The sequence below is a fragment of the Actinokineospora diospyrosa genome, from assembly GCF_024171925.1.
Taxonomy (GTDB): domain Bacteria; phylum Actinomycetota; class Actinomycetes; order Mycobacteriales; family Pseudonocardiaceae; genus Actinokineospora; species Actinokineospora diospyrosa.
Genome location: NZ_JAMTCO010000018.1, coordinates 94,096 through 111,358 on the forward strand (window position 1 = coordinate 94,096; position 17,263 = coordinate 111,358).

15 protein-coding genes are annotated in these 17,263 nt (G+C 71.5%); 4 read left to right on the plus strand and 11 right to left on the minus strand.

All coding sequences use genetic code 11. From position 1 onward, the window contains the following. Positions 1-24: 24 nt before the first annotated feature. From sfnG to ssuE, 3 genes are read left to right on the plus strand one after another with little or no spacing between them, the layout of a single operon-like run. A complete protein-coding gene (sfnG, locus tag LV75_RS31105) occupies positions 25-1,155 on the plus strand; it encodes a dimethylsulfone monooxygenase SfnG (RefSeq protein WP_253891033.1) in 1,131 nt (376 codons plus the stop codon). Positions 1,156-1,167: 12 nt separating this feature from the next. Beyond that, positions 1,168-2,379 (plus strand): acyl-CoA dehydrogenase family protein, encoded by a 1,212-nt coding sequence (locus LV75_RS31110; protein ID WP_253890933.1) that lies wholly within the window; start codon positions 1,168-1,170, stop codon positions 2,377-2,379. A gap of 16 nt (positions 2,380-2,395) precedes the next feature. Next, positions 2,396-2,932 (plus strand): NADPH-dependent FMN reductase, encoded by a 537-nt coding sequence (ssuE, locus tag LV75_RS31115; protein ID WP_253890934.1) that lies wholly within the window; start codon positions 2,396-2,398, stop codon positions 2,930-2,932. A gap of 123 nt (positions 2,933-3,055) precedes the next feature. On the opposite strand, the gene LV75_RS31120 is transcribed toward ssuE, so the two are convergent. From LV75_RS31120 to aspS, 6 genes are all read right to left on the minus strand, one after another. Further along, entirely contained in the window at positions 3,056-4,102 is a 1,047-nt protein-coding gene (locus LV75_RS31120; protein ID WP_253890935.1) for a zinc-dependent alcohol dehydrogenase family protein, read from the minus strand. Positions 4,103-4,228: 126 nt separating this feature from the next. Next, positions 4,229-5,329, minus strand: a complete 1,101-nt coding sequence (locus tag LV75_RS31125) for a pyridoxal-phosphate-dependent aminotransferase family protein (RefSeq protein ID WP_253890936.1) — start codon at positions 5,327-5,329, stop codon at positions 4,229-4,231. 10 nt (positions 5,330-5,339) lie between these two features. Further along, positions 5,340-6,188, minus strand: a complete 849-nt coding sequence (locus tag LV75_RS31130) for an SGNH/GDSL hydrolase family protein (protein WP_253890937.1) — start codon at positions 6,186-6,188, stop codon at positions 5,340-5,342. An 82-nt stretch (positions 6,189-6,270) separates the two neighbouring features. Beyond that, positions 6,271-7,497: a hypothetical protein gene (locus tag LV75_RS31135; protein WP_253890938.1), complete on the minus strand. Its 1,227-nt coding sequence runs from the start codon at positions 7,495-7,497 to the stop codon at positions 6,271-6,273. 175 nt (positions 7,498-7,672) lie between these two features. After that, positions 7,673-8,605: a DUF389 domain-containing protein gene (locus tag LV75_RS31140; protein ID WP_253890939.1), complete on the minus strand. Its 933-nt coding sequence runs from the start codon at positions 8,603-8,605 to the stop codon at positions 7,673-7,675. A gap of 1 nt (position 8,606) precedes the next feature. Continuing rightward, positions 8,607-10,427: an aspartate--tRNA ligase gene (aspS, locus tag LV75_RS31145; protein WP_253890940.1), complete on the minus strand. Its 1,821-nt coding sequence runs from the start codon at positions 10,425-10,427 to the stop codon at positions 8,607-8,609. 350 nt (positions 10,428-10,777) lie between these two features. On the opposite strand from aspS, the gene LV75_RS31150 reads away from it, so the two are divergent. Beyond that, positions 10,778-11,767 (plus strand): helix-turn-helix domain-containing protein, encoded by a 990-nt coding sequence (locus tag LV75_RS31150; RefSeq protein WP_253890941.1) that lies wholly within the window; start codon positions 10,778-10,780, stop codon positions 11,765-11,767. A 25-nt stretch (positions 11,768-11,792) separates the two neighbouring features. On the opposite strand, the gene LV75_RS31155 is transcribed toward LV75_RS31150, so the two are convergent. From LV75_RS31155 to LV75_RS31175, 5 genes are all read right to left on the minus strand, one after another. Next, positions 11,793-12,458: a COG1470 family protein gene (locus tag LV75_RS31155; protein WP_253890942.1), complete on the minus strand. Its 666-nt coding sequence runs from the start codon at positions 12,456-12,458 to the stop codon at positions 11,793-11,795. Between the two features lie 98 nt (positions 12,459-12,556). Further along, a complete protein-coding gene (gene cobA / locus LV75_RS31160) occupies positions 12,557-13,768 on the minus strand; it encodes a uroporphyrinogen-III C-methyltransferase (RefSeq protein WP_253890943.1) in 1,212 nt (403 codons plus the stop codon). Between the two features lie 109 nt (positions 13,769-13,877). Then, positions 13,878-14,801: a hypothetical protein gene (locus tag LV75_RS31165; RefSeq protein ID WP_253890944.1), complete on the minus strand. Its 924-nt coding sequence runs from the start codon at positions 14,799-14,801 to the stop codon at positions 13,878-13,880. A 52-nt stretch (positions 14,802-14,853) separates the two neighbouring features. After that, positions 14,854-15,699: an alpha/beta hydrolase gene (locus tag LV75_RS31170; RefSeq protein WP_253890945.1), complete on the minus strand. Its 846-nt coding sequence runs from the start codon at positions 15,697-15,699 to the stop codon at positions 14,854-14,856. A gap of 372 nt (positions 15,700-16,071) precedes the next feature. Then, entirely contained in the window at positions 16,072-17,244 is a 1,173-nt protein-coding gene (locus tag LV75_RS31175; protein WP_253890946.1) for a bifunctional cobalt-precorrin-7 (C(5))-methyltransferase/cobalt-precorrin-6B (C(15))-methyltransferase, read from the minus strand. Between the last annotated feature and the right edge of the window lie 19 nt (positions 17,245-17,263).

Genomic DNA, 17,263 nt, shown 5'->3' on the forward strand with positions numbered 1-17,263 from the left:
GACTCCCACCCGCCCAGCCCCAGCCTGTCCAACTCCCGCCAGCCCGAGCCGCTGCAGTTCGCGTACTGGGTGCCCAACGTCAGCGGCGGCCTCGTCGTCAGCGACATCGAGCAGCGCACCGACTGGTCTTACGAGTACAACCGGCACTTAGCGGTGCTGGCCGAGAACAACGGCTTCAGCTACGCGCTGAGCCAGGTCCGGTACATGGCCAGCTACGGCGCGGCCTACCAGCACGAGTCGACCAGCTTCAGCCTCGCGCTGCTGCTGGCGACCCAGCGGCTGAAGGTGATCGCCGCGGTGCACCCCGGGCTGTGGCACCCCGCGGTGCTGGCCAAGCTGATCGCGACCGCCGACCACCTCTCCGGTGGCCGGGCCGCGGTCAACGTGGTGTCCGGCTGGTTCAAGGGCGAGTTCACCGCACTGGGTGAACCCTGGCTGGAACACGACGAGCGCTACCGCCGCGCCGAGGAGTTCATCCGGGTGTTGCGGGCCAGTTGGACCACCGACGACGCCCAGTTCGCCGGGGACTTCTACCGGTTGCGCGGCTTCGACCTCAAGCCCAAGCCGCTGAGCGGCCCGGACCGGCCACACCCGGAGATCTTCCAGGGCGGCAACTCGACAGCGGCCCGGGCGATGGCGGGGCGGGTCTCAGACTGGTACTTCAGCAACGGCAAGGACTTCGACGGCGTCAGCGAGCAGGTCGCCGAGGTCGGCGCCGCGGCGGCCGCGCACGGTCGGCGGGTCCGGTTCGGGCTCAACGGGTTCCTCATCGCCCGCGACACCGAGGCCGAGGCCCGCGAGACGCTGCGCGAGATCGTGGCCAAGGCCAACCCCGACGCCGTGCGCGGGTTCCGCGACGCGGTGCGGCAGGCCGGTAGCTCTACCCCCGACGGCAAGGGGATGTGGGCGGACTCGTCGTTCGAGGACCTGGTCCAGTACAACGACGGGTTCCGCAGCAAGCTGATCGGCACCCCGGAACAGATCGCCGAGCGGCTGGTCGGGTACCGCGCCCGCGGCGTCGACCTGGCCCTGCTCGGATTTCTGCACTACCACGAGGAAGTCGAGTACTTCGGCACCCACGTGCTCCCGATCGTGCGCGCCCTCGAGGCCGACGCCGACCGCGGAGCCGGTGTTCCCGAACCCGCGACCCACTGAGAGGCAGGACTGATGACCACCACCGAGGCCGACTGGACCAAGTCCGCTCCGACGACCGCCACCGGGTGGTTGGCCCGCGCGGCGGAGGTATCCGCACTGCTGGCGGTTGACGCCGTCTCCCGCGACAAGGAGGCGAAGACCCCTTACGCCGAAGTGCAGCTGCTCAAGGACTCCGGTCTGGTTACGTTGCTGGGCCCCGCTGAGCACGGCGGCGGCGGGCAGGACTGGCCCACCGCGTACCGGGTCGTGCGCGAGGTGGCCAAGGCGGATGGTTCCGTCGGCCAACTGCTCGGGTACCACTACCTCTGGTTCTGGGCCGCGCGGTTGGTCGGTACACCCGAACAGGTTCTCGCGGTAGAGGAGTTGGCCACCAAGAACCGCTTCTTCTTCGGCGGGGCGGTCAACCCGCGCGACGACGACGTCGTCATCACCGACGAGGGCTCGTCGCTGGTCTACAACGGACGGAAGTCGTTCTCCACCGGCAGCAAGGTGTCGGACCTGACGGTGCTCGAAGGGGTGCTGGAGGGCACCGACAAGCACATCTTCGCGATCGTCCCGTCCACGATCGAAGGCCTCACCTTCCACGACGACTGGGACAACATCGGGCAGCGGCTGACCGAGTCCGGCAGCGTCACCATCTCCGGCGTGCGGGTCGACTGGGCCTCGGCGGCGGGCTACGTCGACAAGGTGTTCACGCCACGGGTCTACAACACGCTCAACGTGCCCACGATCCAGTTGGTGTTCGTGAACTTCTACCTCGGCATCGCGCGCGGAGCGCTGGAGACCGCCCGCGCCTACACCCTGGAGAAGTCGCGGTCCTGGCTGCACGGCGGCCACGAGCGCGCGGTGGACGAGCCCTACGTGCTCGACGTCTACGGCGACCTCACCTCGAAGTTGTGGGCGGTCGAAGCGCTGGCCGACCAGGTCGCCGCCGAGGGGTGGGTCATCCACCAGCACCCGGAGGTGGTCACCGAACGCGAGCGCGGCGAGCACGAGGTGCGGGTGGCCGCGGTCAAGGCCAGGGCGACCGAGGTGGCCCTGGAGATCACCAGCGGTGTCTTCGAGGTGACCGGTGCCCGCGCCACCGCCAGCCGCGAGGGCCTCGACCGGTTCTGGCGCAACGTCCGCACGCACACCCTGCACGACCCGGTCGCCTACAAGCGGCGCGAGGTCGGCGCCTTCGTCCTGCGCGACGAGGTCCCCGAGCCCACCTGGTACTCCTGACCCCCTGGAGGTTGCGTTGTCCTCGATCGTCGTCCTCTCCGGCAGCCCGTCGGCCACCTCCCGCACCGCGGCGCTGACCGCGCACCTGGCCGAGCGGTTGTGCGCGCACGGCCACGAGGTGCGGCTGGTGCGGGTGCGCGACCTGCCCCCGGCCGCCCTGCTGCACGCCGACACCACCGACCCGGCCATCGCGGAGGTCACCGCGGCGATCGAGGCGGCGGAGGGGGTGGTGGTCGCCTCGCCGGTGTACAAGGCGGCGTACTCGGGACTGCTGAAAACGCTGCTGGACCTGCTGCCGCAGTTCGCGCTGGCGGGCAAGACGGCGCTACCGGTGCTGACCGGGGGAAGCCCGGCGCACGTGCTGGCCCTGGACTACGCCTTGCGGCCGGTGCTGTCGTCGCTCGGGGCGCACCACATCGTGCCGGGGTGGTTCGTGCTCGACCGGCACATCGAGGTGTCGGACACGGGGGTCGTGCTGCACCCGGACGCGGAGGCGCCACTGCTCTCGGTGGTGGACACGTTCTCGCGGGTATTACCGGTGCTGGCGACGTAAGGCCAAGGGGGAATGGCCGTTGCAGGGCGGCCACGCGACTCACCGTTGGGTCTGTGCAACCGGTTGGCGCCTCGGCCTCCCGGTCGAGATGGGCCCAACGGTGAGTCGCCTCGTAATGCGCGGTCAAGGGCGCAGCAGGGCCTTCACGACCTTTCGGTTGTCCATGTCGGCATAAGCGTCGGCGACCCGGTCGAGCGGGTATTCGGCGTCGAACACCTTGCCCGGATCGATCTCCCCGCTCAGCACGGCCGCGAGCAGTTCGTCGAGGTACGCGCGAACGGGCGCCACTCCCCCGCCAATAGCGATGTTGTTGGCGAAGAGGTGGCGGACCGGGAACTCCGGCCCGCCCGCGGGCACGCCGACGTAACCCACCCGACCACCCGGGCGAACTGAGTACAGGGCCTGGTCCATGGACTCCTTGGTCCCCACGCACTCCAGGACCGCGTCCGCGCCACCGCCGAGCAGGTCCTTGACCGCGGCGACGCCCTCCTCGCCGCGGGTGGCGACGATGTCGGTCGCGCCGAAGGCGGTGGCGAGGGCCTGGCGGTCGGCGTGGCGGGACATGGCGATGACGCGTTCGGCACCCAGTCGAGCGGCGGCCAGGACCGCGCACAACCCGACCGCGCCGTCGCCGACGACCACGACGTTGTCGCCGGGACCCACCTTGGCCGCGATGGCGGCGTGGTGACCGGTCCCCATCACGTCGGACAGGGTGAGCAGGCTGGGCACGAGCGAGTCGTCGGGGACACCCGAGGTGGCGACGAGGGTGCCGTCGGCGAAGGGCGAGACGACGTACTCCGCTTGCCCACCGTCGATGTCGTGGCCCGCGCGGGCGGTGCCGCCCCAGTAGCCACCGCTCGCGCACGAGGTGTGGATCCCGTTGCGGCAGTGGACGCAGGTGCCGTCGCTGACCGCGAACGGCGCGATGACGAAGTCGCCCGGGCGGACCGTGCGGACCTCGGCACCCACCTCTTCGACGACGCCGACGAACTCGTGCCCCATCCGCTTGGGCCCCTCGACCGGCGAGATCCCCCGGTAGCCCCACAGGTCCGACCCGCACACGCAGGACGCGACCACCCGGACCAGGGCGTCGGTCGGGCGGCGCACCGCGGTGTCGGGCAACTCGTCGAGCCGGACGTCCCCGGTGGCGTGCAGCACCGTGCCACGCATCAGACAACCTCCACAGTAGACAATCGAGAACTCAGCTGGGTAAGCCCGGCGCGACAACGGTGAATGAGCCCGCGCGGGTTGCCGCGCAACACATCTGACAGTCCACAGCGGATTGTCGAAGTGCGATCAGGCCTTGGCGATGGCGGCGCGCAGGGCGGCGAGGACGAGTTCGACCCGGTCCGGACGGGCGTTGTGGCCCATCAGGCCGATCCGCCAGACGGAGCTGGCGAAGGCGCCCGCCCCGGCGCCGATCTCGATGCCGTACTCGGTGAGCAGGATCTGGCGCACCCTGGCCGAGTCGACACCGTCCGGGACGCGCACCGTGGTCAGCTCGGGCAGCCGGTGGCCCTCGGCGGCGAACAGCCGCAAACCCTGCTCCACCAAGCCTTCCTGCAGCAACGCCCCCGCGGCGCGGTGGCGCTCCCAGACCTGTTCCAAGCCCTCCTCCAGGATCCGCCCCAGCGCGGCGTGCAAGGAGGTGATCATCGCGACCGGCGCGGTGTGGTGGTAGGTGCGGCCGCCGCTGGAACCGTCCACGTAGGCGCCGATCAGGTTCAGGTCGAGGTACCACGTCGGCGGCCGCTTCACCCGGCGGTCCCAGGCGCGCGGCGACACGGTGAACGGGGCCAGGCCGGGCGCGACCCCCAGGCACTTCTGGGTTCCCGCGTACGCGAGGTCCACGTCCCAGGCATCGATGGCGACCTCGACGCCCGCCAGGGAGGTGACGCAGTCGGCGAGGACCAAGGCGCGCTGGTCGCGCTTGTGCACCGCGAGCGAGAGCGCCCGGATGTCGCTGAGCACCCCGGTCGAGGTCTCCGCGTGCACCGCGGCGACCAGCGACGGCTCCGGGTGCGCGGCCAGCACCCGCTCCACGTCGATCGGCGTTCCCCAGTCGTGGTCCACCCGGACCACGTCCGCGCCGTAGCGGCCAGCCACGTCGACCATGCGCTCGCCGAAGAGGCCGTTCACCGCCACGACCACGACGTCGCCGGGGCGCACGAAGTTCGCGAACGCGGCCTCCATGCCGATGGACCCGGTGCCGGACAACGGGAGCGTGCGCTCGTTCGCGGTGCCCCAGACCCGGCGCAGGCGCGCGCAGGTGTCGTCGAGCACGCGCAGGAACTCCGGGTCCAGGTGCCCGAGCAGCGGCGCGGACAGGGCGGCGGTGGCCTCCGGGTAGGGGTTGGACGGTCCCGGGCCGAGCAGGGTGCGGTCGATCAGTGCCATGGGGTGAACTTTACGGACGGGCCACCGGGTCCGCCGCGAGTTGTCCACAGGGTGGTTCGCGGTGGCCGCGCAGCATGATGCCCAGCGCGTAGGGCACCAGGTCGCCGCCGCGCTTGCACAGCCACGGGATGCCCTTGACGACCAGCCAGGCCAGGTGGGCGAGCGGGCCGACCCGCAGGCCGCCCTCGCACACCAGGCTCACCGGGGCGGGCTGGACGCAGCCGCGGCCGACCAACTGCTCGGCGAACGCCTTCGCCAGCATCCGGTGACCGAGTTCGGACGGGTGCAGCCGGTCGACGCTCCAGGTCGTCGTCTCGTAGGCGCCGGGCATCGCGTCCAGGTCGAGGTGCGCGGCGCCGGTGTCGGCCACGACGGCCTCGATCACCGCGTTGAGGCGGTCGATGCGGGTGCGCAGCGCGCGGCGCAGCGAGGCGGGCATCCGGAACACGCGGGCGTGGTCGTGGAAGCGCACCAGGACCACCTCGGTGCCGACCGCGCGCAGCGAGGTGACGATGTCGGTGAGGTCGGCGCGCATCGCCTCGGGGTCGAAGTCCGAGCGCAGGGTGTCGTTCATCCCCGCGATCAGCACGGCCGCGTCCGGCCGGACGGCGAGCGCGCGCGGCAACTGCACGGCGCGCACGTCGGCGAGCCGGGCGCCGTTGACCGACACGTTGTGCTCTTCGGCGCCCAGCGCCGCGGCCAGCAGCGGGCCGAAGCCGCGCCACCCGCCACCGAGCTTCGGGTCGCCGATGCCGACCGCGGTCGAGTCGCCGAGGACGGCCAGGGTCCTCGCGGTCCACGTCGCGGGCGGGTCGGGTCGGGTCGGCGGTGTGCTGCGTTCGATCCCCAGCGCGGTCACGCGGACAACGATGCGACGCGCCGGCTCACCGGCGGTGAGATCGCGGTGTCCGCCCGGGGTCGGACCGGCGAAGACTTCGGTGTCAGTCGAACGCGGGGTAGAGCGGCAGCGAACGCTCACCGAACCGCGACTGCAGCGCCGTGACAACCGCCTGCGCGTGCTCGGCGACCGCGCCGGAGCGCGCCAGCCGCGCCGCGGCCGCCAGCGCCACCCAACGGGCGACCAGCACGTCGGCCTGGTGCGGCTTGGCGACCGAGCCGCCCGAGCCGAGCTGCTCGACGTCGGGCACGGTGAGGAACTGCCAGGTGGTCAGCCACACCCAGAACAGCTGGGCGTCGAGCAGCCGGGGGCCGAGCACGGCGTCGTCGTCGAGGTCGGGCCACATGACCCGCACCTCGGCCCGCCAGGCGGCCAGCATCGCGTCGGTCATCCCCGGCGGCAGCGCGTAGGCGCACCAGCAGGACGGGAACGGCACGGTGAGGTACGCCGCGTCGAACATCATGTTCCGCACGCAGCCGCCCTCGAAGTCCAGGAAGCGCACGCCGCGGTTGGTGATGAGGTTGTTGTCCGGGCAGGAGTCCGACGGGCTGAACGCCCGGTGCCGCGCGGTGTCGAGCAGCGCCAGGGTGTGCCTGGCCGCCTCGTGCGCGGCCGGGCCGGTGTCGACGCCGAACTCGGTGGCCAGCAGCAGCGGCAGCGCCTCGATGGCGACCGGGCCGTCCACGGTCAGCGGGTCCTTGGACTTGGGCGGGCTGAGCCTGCGCAGCAGCGCGTCGAAGTCGGCCTCGCGGCCCGCGGTGGAGGCGTGCAGCCGCCCCAGCGAGCGGGCCCAGGACAGCAGCGCGCCCTCGGCGGCGCGCGCGTCGTCGCCGTGCAGCTTCTCGGCCAGCGTCGGCGCCCGCCCCAGGTCCTCCATGACCAGCAGGTTGGTGCCGCTGTCGTGGGCGAACAGCTCCGGGCACATCCGGTCCTCGGCGGCCAGGGCGGTGAACAGCTGGTAGCTGACCGCCTCGCGGACCCAGCTGTCGCGGGTGGCCCCGCCTGCCGGGCGCACGTAGCGCTTGACCGCGAGGGTGCGCGGCAGGGAGAACGGGCTGGCCGCGACCTTCACCCGCAGCACGATGGAGCGCTCGCTGCCGCCGAGGTCCTCCGGTTCGGCCAGGTGGATGCGCGCGCCGAAGCGCTTGCTCAGCACGGACTCGGCGGCCACGACGGTGGCCAGCACCTCCGCGCTCGCGAGTTGATCGGATTCGCCGGGGCCGTCCGGTTCGCCGGTGCCCGGCGGATCGGCGGCGATCTCCACACTCATCTCCTCTGACCCTGCTCCCGATCGTAGGGGGCCGAACCGGCCCGGTCAGCATTCCCGCCGGAGAAGACCGTAGTGGTCGGACCCGGGTCGCGACGAGGGGTCCGCCAAGAAATCACAGCACGTGGCCGGTTTCCGGTGTACCACCCACCGGCGGGCTCCCAGCGGGTGGGACGGCTCAGCCGCGCGAGAGCGGCCGGTTGCGCGCCGGGACGCGGCGGCGCACGAGCAGCACGAGGGCCGCGGCGAGCACGATCCCGACCAGGTTGACGGCCAGTTGCCCCGCCGAGGCCAGCACCTTGCCCCACTGCCCGAGCACCGCGGCGACCCCGATGTACCCGGCGGCCGGGACGGTGGTCACCGAGATGAACACCCCCACCAGCACGGCCGACTTCGCCGAGGTCATCGACAGCATCCCGGCCGCGCCCGCCAACACGGCGACCACCAGCGACCAGACCCCGACCTGGTAGACGAAGTCCACATCGTGGTCACCGCTGATCGCGGCCGCGTCCAGCAACCCGACCCGGCCGCCGACCCAGGTGAGCCCGGCGGTCACCGCGATGGCCACCGGGAACCCGACGGCCAGGGCGGTGCCCGCCCGGCGGACCAGGTCACCCCGGCGGCAGACCAGGCCGACCGCCAGCGCCGCGAGCGGGCCGAACTCGGGGCCGACGACCATGGCCCCGACGATCGTCACCGCCGAGTCGGTGATCACCCCGGCCGCGGCGAGCAGGCAGGCGATGACCAGGAACGCCAGGTAGGTGGCGTTGAGCCGGGACTCCTCGCCGGTGCGGGCGACCAGTTCCTCCCACACCAGCGCGTCGGCCCCGTCGCCGGGGGCGTCCAGCTCGGCCTTGTCGGCGGCGTCGGACAGCGAGGTGTCGATCTGCTCGAGGGTGATGCCCCCGTCGCGGTCGATGCCCAGGTCGCACAGGGCGGCCAGGACCTCGTCGGTCGCCTCGCGGGCCACGTCGGCCTCGAGCACGTCGCCCTTCGGATCGATCGCCGCGCCCGCGAACAGCACGAGGTGGGTGGCGCCGGGGTGCTCGCGCAGCACCGCCAGCGCCCGCTCAGTGCTCGCGGGCGGGCAGACGGCCCTCAGGTGCAGCACGTCAGCTTGCGTCCGCCGCGGCTGGGTCGGTCGCAGCGGCCGACGCGGTCGGCTTGGCGGGCTTGAAGTCGACCCCGGCCTCCTTGCGCTGCTCGGCGGTGATCGGCGCGGGCGCGGCGGTGAGCGGGTCGAAGCCGCCGCCGGTCTTGGGGAAGGCGATGACCTCGCGGATCGAGTCCAGGCCCGCGAGCAGCATGACCAGCCGGTCCCAGCCGAAGGCGATGCCGCCGTGCGGGGGCGCGCCGAAGGCGAAAGCGTCGAGCAGGAAGCCGAACTTCTCCTGCGCCTCGTCCTTGTCCAGGCCCATGATCTGGAAGACCCGCTCCTGGACGTCCTTGTTGTGGATACGGATCGAGCCACCGCCGATCTCGTTGCCGTTGAGCACGAGGTCGTAGGCGTAGGCCAGGGCGTTGCCCGGGTCCTGGTCGAACCGGTCGATCCACTCCGCGTTCGGCGAGGTGAACGCGTGGTGCAGCGCGGTCCAGCGACCGCCGCCGACGGCGACGTCACCGGCGGACTGGGCCGCGGCGGCCTCCTCGAACATCGGGGCGTCGACGACCCACACGAAGCCCCAGGCGGACTCGTCGATCAGCCCGCAGCGGCGGCCGATCTCCTGGCGGGCGGCACCCAGCAGCGCGCGGGCGTCGTTGGTGTTGCCCGCGGCGAAGAACACGCAGTCGCCCGGCTCGGCGCCCGCGGCCTTGGCCAGGCCCTCGCGCTCGGTCTCGGACAGGTTCTTCGCGACCGGGCCGCCGAGCGTGCCGTCCTCCTGGACCAGCACGTAGGCCAAGCCCTTGTGGCCGCGCTGCTTGGCGAACTCCTGCCAGGCGTCGAGCTGCTTGCGCGGCTGGCTCGCGCCCCCGGGCATGACCACGGCACCGACGTAAGGCGCCTGGAAGACCCGGAACGGGGTCTCGGCGAAGTACTCGGTGAGCTCGGTCAGCTCGACGGCGAAGCGGATGTCGGGCTTGTCGGAGCCGTAGCGCGACATGGCGTCGGCGTAGGTCAGCCGCGGCAGCGGCGCGCTGATGTCGTGCCCGGCCAGCTCGCGCCAGACGGCGCCGATGATCCGCTCGCCGAGCGCGATCACGTCGTCCTGCTCGACGAAGCTCATCTCGATGTCGAGCTGGGTGAACTCGGGCTGGCGGTCGGCCCGGAAGTCCTCGTCGCGGTAGCAGCGGGCGATCTGGTAGTACCGCTCCAGGCCGCCGACCATGAGCAGCTGCTTGAACAGCTGCGGCGACTGCGGCAGCGCGTACCAGGAGCCGGGCCGCAGCCGGGCGGGCACGACGAAGTCGCGGGCGCCCTCGGGGGTGGAGCGGGTCAGCGTGGGGGTCTCGACCTCGACGAAGCGCTCGGTGTGCAGCACCTCGCGGGCGATCCGGCTGACCTCGCTGCGCAACCGGATGGCCTTGGCGGGCGCGCTGCGGCGCAGGTCGAGGTAGCGGTAGCGCAGCCGGACCTCGTCACCGACGCTCAGGTGGTCGTCGAGCGGGAAGGGCAGCGGCGCGGACTCGCTGAGCACGTGCAGCTCGGTGGCCAGCACCTCGATCGCGCCGGTCGGGATCTCCGGGTTCTCGTTGCCCGTCGGGCGGGCGGCGACCTCGCCGACGACCTTCACGCAGAACTCCGCGCGCAGCCGGTGGGCGCGCTCGGCCATCTCGCCCTCGCGGAAGACGACCTGCGACACGCCCGAGGCGTCGCGGAGATCGATGAAGATGACCCCGCCGTGATCGCGCCTGCGGGCCACCCACCCGGTGAGGGTGACGGTCTGCCCGGCGTGCTCGGCGCGGAGGGTTCCGGCCTCGTGCGTGCGGATCACGGTGTGCGCTCTCCTGTCGCGATCAGGTTGTGACGTGCGGATTCGCGGGCGCGGACCCGCGGCTGTGGCAGCCAGGCTAACCAACGGTCATAAGGCCCTGTCCAGCAGGTTTATGCTTACCGGTCCGGGGACCCATGGCGGGTCGGCCATATGGGAACGGGAACGGTCCCGGTGCACCCTATGGAGGGTTCTCATGGACCGTTCGGCGGTATAGCACCGGCGCCATTAAGGCTATCCGGTGACCCCCAGGAGTGATCCGGTTACCCATGAATTAACACTGACGCTACCCAGCGGGGCCCCTAAGACGTAATGTGACCGTCAGGGCGTAAGGGGTAACCCAGGGAGTGAACATGGGTAGCGGTATCACCCGCGAGCCAGTTCGTGAGCTTCACCAGAACGGGAGTGTCCGCCATGCGTTGACAGCCGAGCAGCCCGAGTCGCTGGCGGCCGACGCGTTCCCCACGGCGTTGCGGTCGGCGATCCAGGCCAGCGGCCTGAGCCTCGACCGGATCCAGTACCGGCTGCGGGCCCGCGGCGTGTCCATCAGCGTCACCGCGCTGAGCTACTGGCAGTCCGGGCGGCGCAGGCCCGAGCGGGCGGAGTCGCTGGCCGCGCTCGGCCATCTGGAGGACGTCCTCGGGGTGCCCACCGGCTCGCTGATCGCCCTGCTCGGCCCGCCGCGGCCGCGCGGGCGGGTCAACCGGGAGTCCTCCCGGCTGACCGTCGAGGCGCTGTGGGGCAACAGCGAGCCGGTCTCGCACCTGCTCAAGCGCATCGACTTCACCACGGACAGCGCGCTGACCAAGATCAGCCAGCACGACAAGATGGAGATCGCCGTCGACCGCGGCGAGAAGGCCCTCAACATCCGCCAGGTATTCCGCGCCGAGCGGGACGGGGCCGATCGCACGCTGTTGGTCTACGACCTTGAAGTGCCGGGCAGGCCGTTCCCCGAGATCGTCGCGGGGGACACCTGTCGCATCGGCCGGGTCGCCCAAGACCCCACCGCGGGGCTGCTGGCAGGGGAGATCCTGCTCGACCAGCCGCTCAACCGGGGCGAGACGACGATCGTGGACTACGCGCTGCGGCACCCGGGACCGCCGTACTCGCGCGGCGACGACAGCTACTGCCGCAAGTTCCCGGGACCGGTGCGCGAGTTCGTCCTCGAACTGCGCTTCGACCCCAGAGCGCTACCCGCGTACCTGGAGCAGTACACCGTCGACATGGACGACCAGGTGACCAACCGGCGCAAGCTGGACGTCACCCTGGACGGCAAGGCGCACGCGGTGGCCCTGGACTTCGGTCCCGGGATCCTCTGCGTGCGGTGGGAGTGGCCGGACTAGCCGGTCACAGGACCGGGGACCGGCTCTAGGGCCGGTCCCACCCGGTGATGGTCAGGGCGAAGATGGCCTCGCCGACGCGCCCGTGCGCACCCCGCGCCGACACGACGATGGGGTACGCGCCGGGCGCGGCGGACGGGCTGGTGAAGATCCAGAGGGTGCAGGCGCCGCCGCCGACGGGCAACCGCGCCGGGCTGAACGTGGCCCGGGTCCCCGGCGGGACGCCGTCAACGCTGAGCTCCACGGGCTCGTCCGTGGAGACGGTGACGCGCGTCTGGGTCAGGAAACCGGGTTGGGTGGTCGACTCCTCGGGCGCTAAGCGCACCTTGATGCCACTGTGCGTCGACGCGTCGTCGACGGTCAGTGACAGGTACGCCCGTGCCGTCATGCCGTTCGCGGCCGTGGCGTGCACGGTGACCGGGTAGACCCCCGGGCTCGCCTTCTCCGGGATCGCGATGCTCAACCGGGTCGAGCGGCCCGCGTCGACCACCTTCGGCTCGAACGTGGCGATCGCCCCGCAGGGCAGCCCGGTGACCGCCAGGGTCAACGTGTGGGCCTCGGCTCCCGCCTTCGTCGCGATGATGGCGGTGGCGCCACCAGGCCGCCCCACGCGGAGCGTGAGGGGCTCCACGGACAGGGTGAAGTCGCCCGGGCTGGTGCTAGGGCTGAGGAACGGGTCGATCGCGTAGGCCACGGTGGGGATCTCCTCTGGGTCTGCGGACCCTCACCATCACCGTCCGGACATACGCGGAACAATCCGTAGTCGACGCAGTACGGGTACTGATTGTTGTCTTAAGCGAGCGCGCTAATAAGTCCGGCCACCTCTCCGATGACCGTGACCGCGGGGGGTCGGATCCCGGCCGCGACCAGGTCATCGGCCACTCGGTCCATAGTGGAGCGCAGGACCCGTTGAGATCGGGTGGTGCCTTCCTGGATCACCGCTACCGGGGTGTCGGCGGACCTACCGCCGCTGATCAGGGCCTTGGCGATGGCCGCGAGCTTGTCCACGCCCATCATCACGACGATGGTGCCACCGAGCCGCGCCAGCGCCGCCCAGTCGGTGAGGGTGTTGGGGTCGTCAGGGCCGATGTGCCCTGAAACGACAACGACCTCGTGCGCGACTCCCCGGTGTGTGACGGGAACGTCGGCGACAGCGGGGACGGCGAAAGCCGAGGTCACGCCCGGCACGACCGTGACAGGCACACCTGCCTTAGCGCAGGCGATCACTTCCTCGAACCCACGCCCGAACACGTAAGGATCGCCGCCCTTGAGCCGCACCACGAACTTGCCCGCCTTGGCGTGCTCGACCAAAGCGTCGTTGATGGCGTCCTGACTCGCTGCGCGCCCGTAAGGAATCTTGGCTGCGTCGATGACGGTGACCGAGGGCGCCAACTCGTCGAGCAGATCCCTTGGCCCTAGGCGGTCGGCGATCACCACGTCCGCGCGGGCCAACAACCGCCGTCCGCGCACGGTGATCAGCTCGGGGTCACCCGGGCCACCACCGACCAGCGCCACCCCGGCGGGCTCCCGCTCCTGGTCCTCGATCCGGCCTTCCCGCAGTGCGTCGAGGAGGCCGTCGCGGATGGCCGCGGAACGCTGGTGCTCCCCGCCCGCGAGTACGCCTACAAGAAGGCCGTCGTGGTCACCAGTGGCAGGTGTGACAGCGCTACCGGCGCTACCGGCGTCCGCACGGACACAGAACACGCGCGTCTTCTCGGCCTCTTCAGCCACCGTGGCGTTCACCGCAGTGTCCGAGGTGCAGCACAACACGTACCAAGCGTCCGAGAGATCCCCCGCCTGGAAGACCCTCTTGTGCCAAGTGATCTCGCCCGCGTCCGCCATCGCCTCGACCGACGGCGTCACCTCCGGGGACACCACCTCGATCGCCGCGCCGCTGCGCACCAAGCGGGGCAAGCGCCGCTGCGCCACCGTCCCCCCACCGACGACGACGACCCGGCGGCCTGCCAGGTCCAGACCGGCCAGGTAGTGCTGCTCAACTGCCATGCGGGACAGCATGCCTGGTCACCCGGGCCGCACCGGCAATCGCCGCCCGACAGTGTGACGGGCGTGACGCGCCGGATCACACCCCAGTCACGATCGGCGCCCGCGCGGGTCAGCCCGCCTTGAGCCAGAGGCCGTCGATGCCTTCGGAACGGGCCCGGTAGTCGACGTACAGGAGGCTCTCGATGGTGAGGCTGACCGCGCCGGTGAAGGTGCCCGCCAGCACGACGGCCAGGATCTCGCCGATCACGCTGTCGCCGCTGATCCGGGCGAAGAGGGTGTTGACCACCACGGTGATCAGGCCGAGCACGAAGCCGACCAGCGCGGTGATGCCCGCCAAGCGCCACCAGCCGACGGCGTGGACGAGTTTGCGCGAGCGGTCCAGGGCCGCGCTGGGCCCCAGGCCCTCGACGACGGCGATCGCGCGGGCGAAGGTGAAGGCGATGGACAGGTAGACGAGGCCGACCAGGGCGGGGATCGAGATGAGGATCCCGCCCGCGCCCGCGGCGGCCACCGGGAGGACGGCGACGGCGATCAGCGCGGTGAAGATGACCACCAAGAGGGCGGCGGTCGCGATCAACCGGCCCAGGGTGGGCCCGGCCTCGCCGAGGGCGTGCCTGGCGCTGGTCGTGTGGCCGAACACCGCCCGCGGCACGACCACGTTGACCACGGCGACCAGCAGCAGGGTGAACAGGCCCAGGGTCGCCGCGGTGATCACGAGGTCGGCGAGGTACGGGCTGAAGTCCGCCCAGACCAACTGCTTGCCCGACAGGGTGTCGAGCGGCGGCAGGTCACCGACGAACAGCGTGAGCAGCAGCCTGCGCAGCAGTTCCGCGGCGAGGGACACCCCGAAGGACACCCCGAGCAAGGCGCCCGCGTTGCGCCGCAGCGCCCCGAACATGCCGCCGACGAAGTCCGGCAGGTGCAGTGGGCGCAGCGCCACGATGCCCAACTGGATCGCACCGGTGTGGTCGGTGCGCCTCGGCTCGGGGATCGACGGGTGCTGCGGCTCGGGCTGGTCGGGTCGGTCGGTCATCGCTGGTCCCCAGGTCGTCGGCGGCGGTCTTTAGCGTGCCGCCCGAAAAAGGCTACAGGTAGCCCGCGACGAACTTCAGCGCATCGGGGATGGCCGCGCGGAAGTACGCGTCGTCGCTCCCGCCGGGCCCGAAGGAGGTCTTGACCGCCTTGACCTTCTGCGCCAACTGCTTGGTCAGGTCCAACCGGGCGGCGTCCTCGGTGCCGCACCACAGGCCGATCGGGGTCTTGCCCAGCTCCATGGTGTGGCGCAACGGTTCCAGCCGCTCCCAGCGCGCCTGGTTGTCGAACATGTTGGTGCGCTGCGCGGCGTCCCAGGAGGCGAACAGCATCGGGCTGATCGCGGCGACCGCCTGGAACCCGGGGGAACGGCCCTGGTTGAGCGCCGCGGCACCGCCCTCGCCGAACCCGACGACGGAGAACGGCGTGCTCGCCAGGTCGTGGTAGGTCAACCAGCCGGGCAGGTCCTCGTTGAGCATGCGGTGCGGGTCGTCGTCCTTGTTGCCGATCCAGTTGCCGCCCTCGACCGCGACGATCGCGAACGGCTGCGCGCCGTCCTTCACGATCTGGGTCAACACCTGCGGCACGCCGTAGTCGAGGAACACCTTCGCCCCGCCCAGGCCGCCGTGCAACGCGATGCACACCGGGATCGGCTCCGGCGGCACGCCCTCGGGGCGGATGATGACGATGTCCACCTCGCGGTAGCGACCGGCCGAGAGGTTGCGACCGGTGACGACCGGTGCCACCTCGGAGGTGGGAGCCTTGGTCTGCAGCACGTTCTCCGGTGGGGACGCCGTCGGCCCGGCCTGCTGGCAACCCGCCACCAGCCCAGCGCCCAGCCCGGCCCCGGCCAACAGCACCGAGCGCCGGGACAACCGAACAGTTCGCGCAGTGTTCACAAGTTCTCCGCTCCTCACGGACCCCTGCGCCGAATCCTATTGGTCTACTGCCGCGTTGTGCCCCTTCCGTAGTGAAACGGTTGCCGGGAGAGCGCTCCCAGTACGGGCGACCCCCGCCACCTGCAGCAACGCTCTCCGTTGGCGGACAACGGGTCCAGATCGGCGTGTGACAACGCGGGCGAATTCGTCCCACATTCGGTTCACCAGCACCTTTGGCGATACATTCACGCATTCGGCCTAATACCGATGGGGGGTGGGCGCGTCCATTCGGCCACCGGGACCACCACCCGGTCGACGATCATCGTCGCGCCGGGAACCGGAACCGGGTTTTGCGGGCCGGTCGTGGACCAGTTCGCAATTCTGTGTATTGCGTCAGCGGGTGGCCCACAGGAGGAAGGCGGAGGCGGCGGGCGCGAGCGTTGTGCTGTCGTGACCGGGGACCAGGGCGGCGGTGCTGAACTGGCAGCCGTCCACCTGGTAGCCCGCACCGGCCAGGGACCGCCGGGTGTCGGTGACGCGGTCGAGTTCGGCGACCAGGACGACGACCCGGTCGGCACCGGCGCCCGCGCAGGCGCGGACCAGGTCCGGGCGGGCGTCGGCCAGGAAGATCGAGTCCGGGCGGGGCAGCCGGTCGAGGGGTTCGTCGTCGGCCAGGCGGAGTTCGACGTCGTGCGCGGCGGCGTTGGCGACGATGCGGACGCAGAGACCGGGATCGGCCTCCACGGCGATCACCGCGGCCCCTAGGCGGGCGGCCTCGATGCCGATGGCACCGGAGCCCGCGCACACGTCCCACACCAGGGAACCGGGGCGCGGCGCCAGGCGGGCCAGCGCGACCGCGCGGACCTCCGGCGAGGTCCCGACGCCCGCGCGGGTGGCGAAAGCGCTTTCGCCCAGCGCCCAACCGCCCCGCGGGGGAACGGGTTCACCGCAGGCGACCCACGACGCCAGCCCGACCGATTCGGCGACGGCCAGGCAGAGCACCAGGTTCGGCTCCCGCCAGGTCCGCTCCCCGGCCGCTTCGAGGTCCACAATGGACAACTCCTCGGTGCCGCCGAGGTCCTCGAGCACGGCGATCTGGCGGCGCCACCCGGACAGCTGCGCGGCCAGTTCGGCGGGCCCGGCCCCCGGCGCGGTGAGCACGGCGACGGCCGGGCGGGCGCGGCAGACGTTCACGGCGCGGCGGAAGTCGCGGCCGCGGGCGCTGACCACGGTGATGTCGTCCCACGGGCGGCGCAGCAGGGCGGCCATGCGCTGCACGTCGGTCGGACCGGGCCGCACGAGCACGGCGACACCGCGCTCCCTGAGCGCTCGCAGATCGCCGAAGAACCCCGGATCACCTGTGGTCACCACGACCGCGGACCCGGCGGCGGCCAGAGCGTCCACAGTCGACTCGGCTAGCGGGCCGGTCGTCTCGATCACCCGCGCCGAACCGGTGTAACCGGCCAGCAGCGCCTTGGGACCGACGACGAGGTCCGCGGCGTCCAGAACGGTTGTCAGCTCATCGTCGAGTGCCGACCACGAGCCGCCTAACAGGGTCACCGTCATGGCGACATTCGACCACGCT

Bases quoted from the DNA above. Each gene is read 5' to 3' on its own strand.
- LV75_RS31110 (WP_253890933.1), top strand. From the start codon at position 1,168: ATGACCACCACCGAGGCCGACTGGACCAAGTCCGCTCCGACGACCGCC.
- LV75_RS31120 (WP_253890935.1), bottom strand. From the start codon at position 4,102: ATGCGTGGCACGGTGCTGCACGCCACCGGGGACGTCCGGCTCGACGAG.
- LV75_RS31125 (WP_253890936.1), bottom strand. From the start codon at position 5,329: ATGGCACTGATCGACCGCACCCTGCTCGGCCCGGGACCGTCCAACCCC.
- LV75_RS31135 (WP_253890938.1), bottom strand. From the start codon at position 7,497: ATGAGTGTGGAGATCGCCGCCGATCCGCCGGGCACCGGCGAACCGGAC.
- LV75_RS31150 (WP_253890941.1), top strand. From the start codon at position 10,778: ATGGGTAGCGGTATCACCCGCGAGCCAGTTCGTGAGCTTCACCAGAAC.
- cobA (WP_253890943.1), bottom strand. From the start codon at position 13,768: ATGGCAGTTGAGCAGCACTACCTGGCCGGTCTGGACCTGGCAGGCCGC.
- LV75_RS31165 (WP_253890944.1), bottom strand. From the start codon at position 14,801: ATGACCGACCGACCCGACCAGCCCGAGCCGCAGCACCCGTCGATCCCC.
- LV75_RS31175 (WP_253890946.1), bottom strand. From the start codon at position 17,244: ATGACGGTGACCCTGTTAGGCGGCTCGTGGTCGGCACTCGACGATGAG.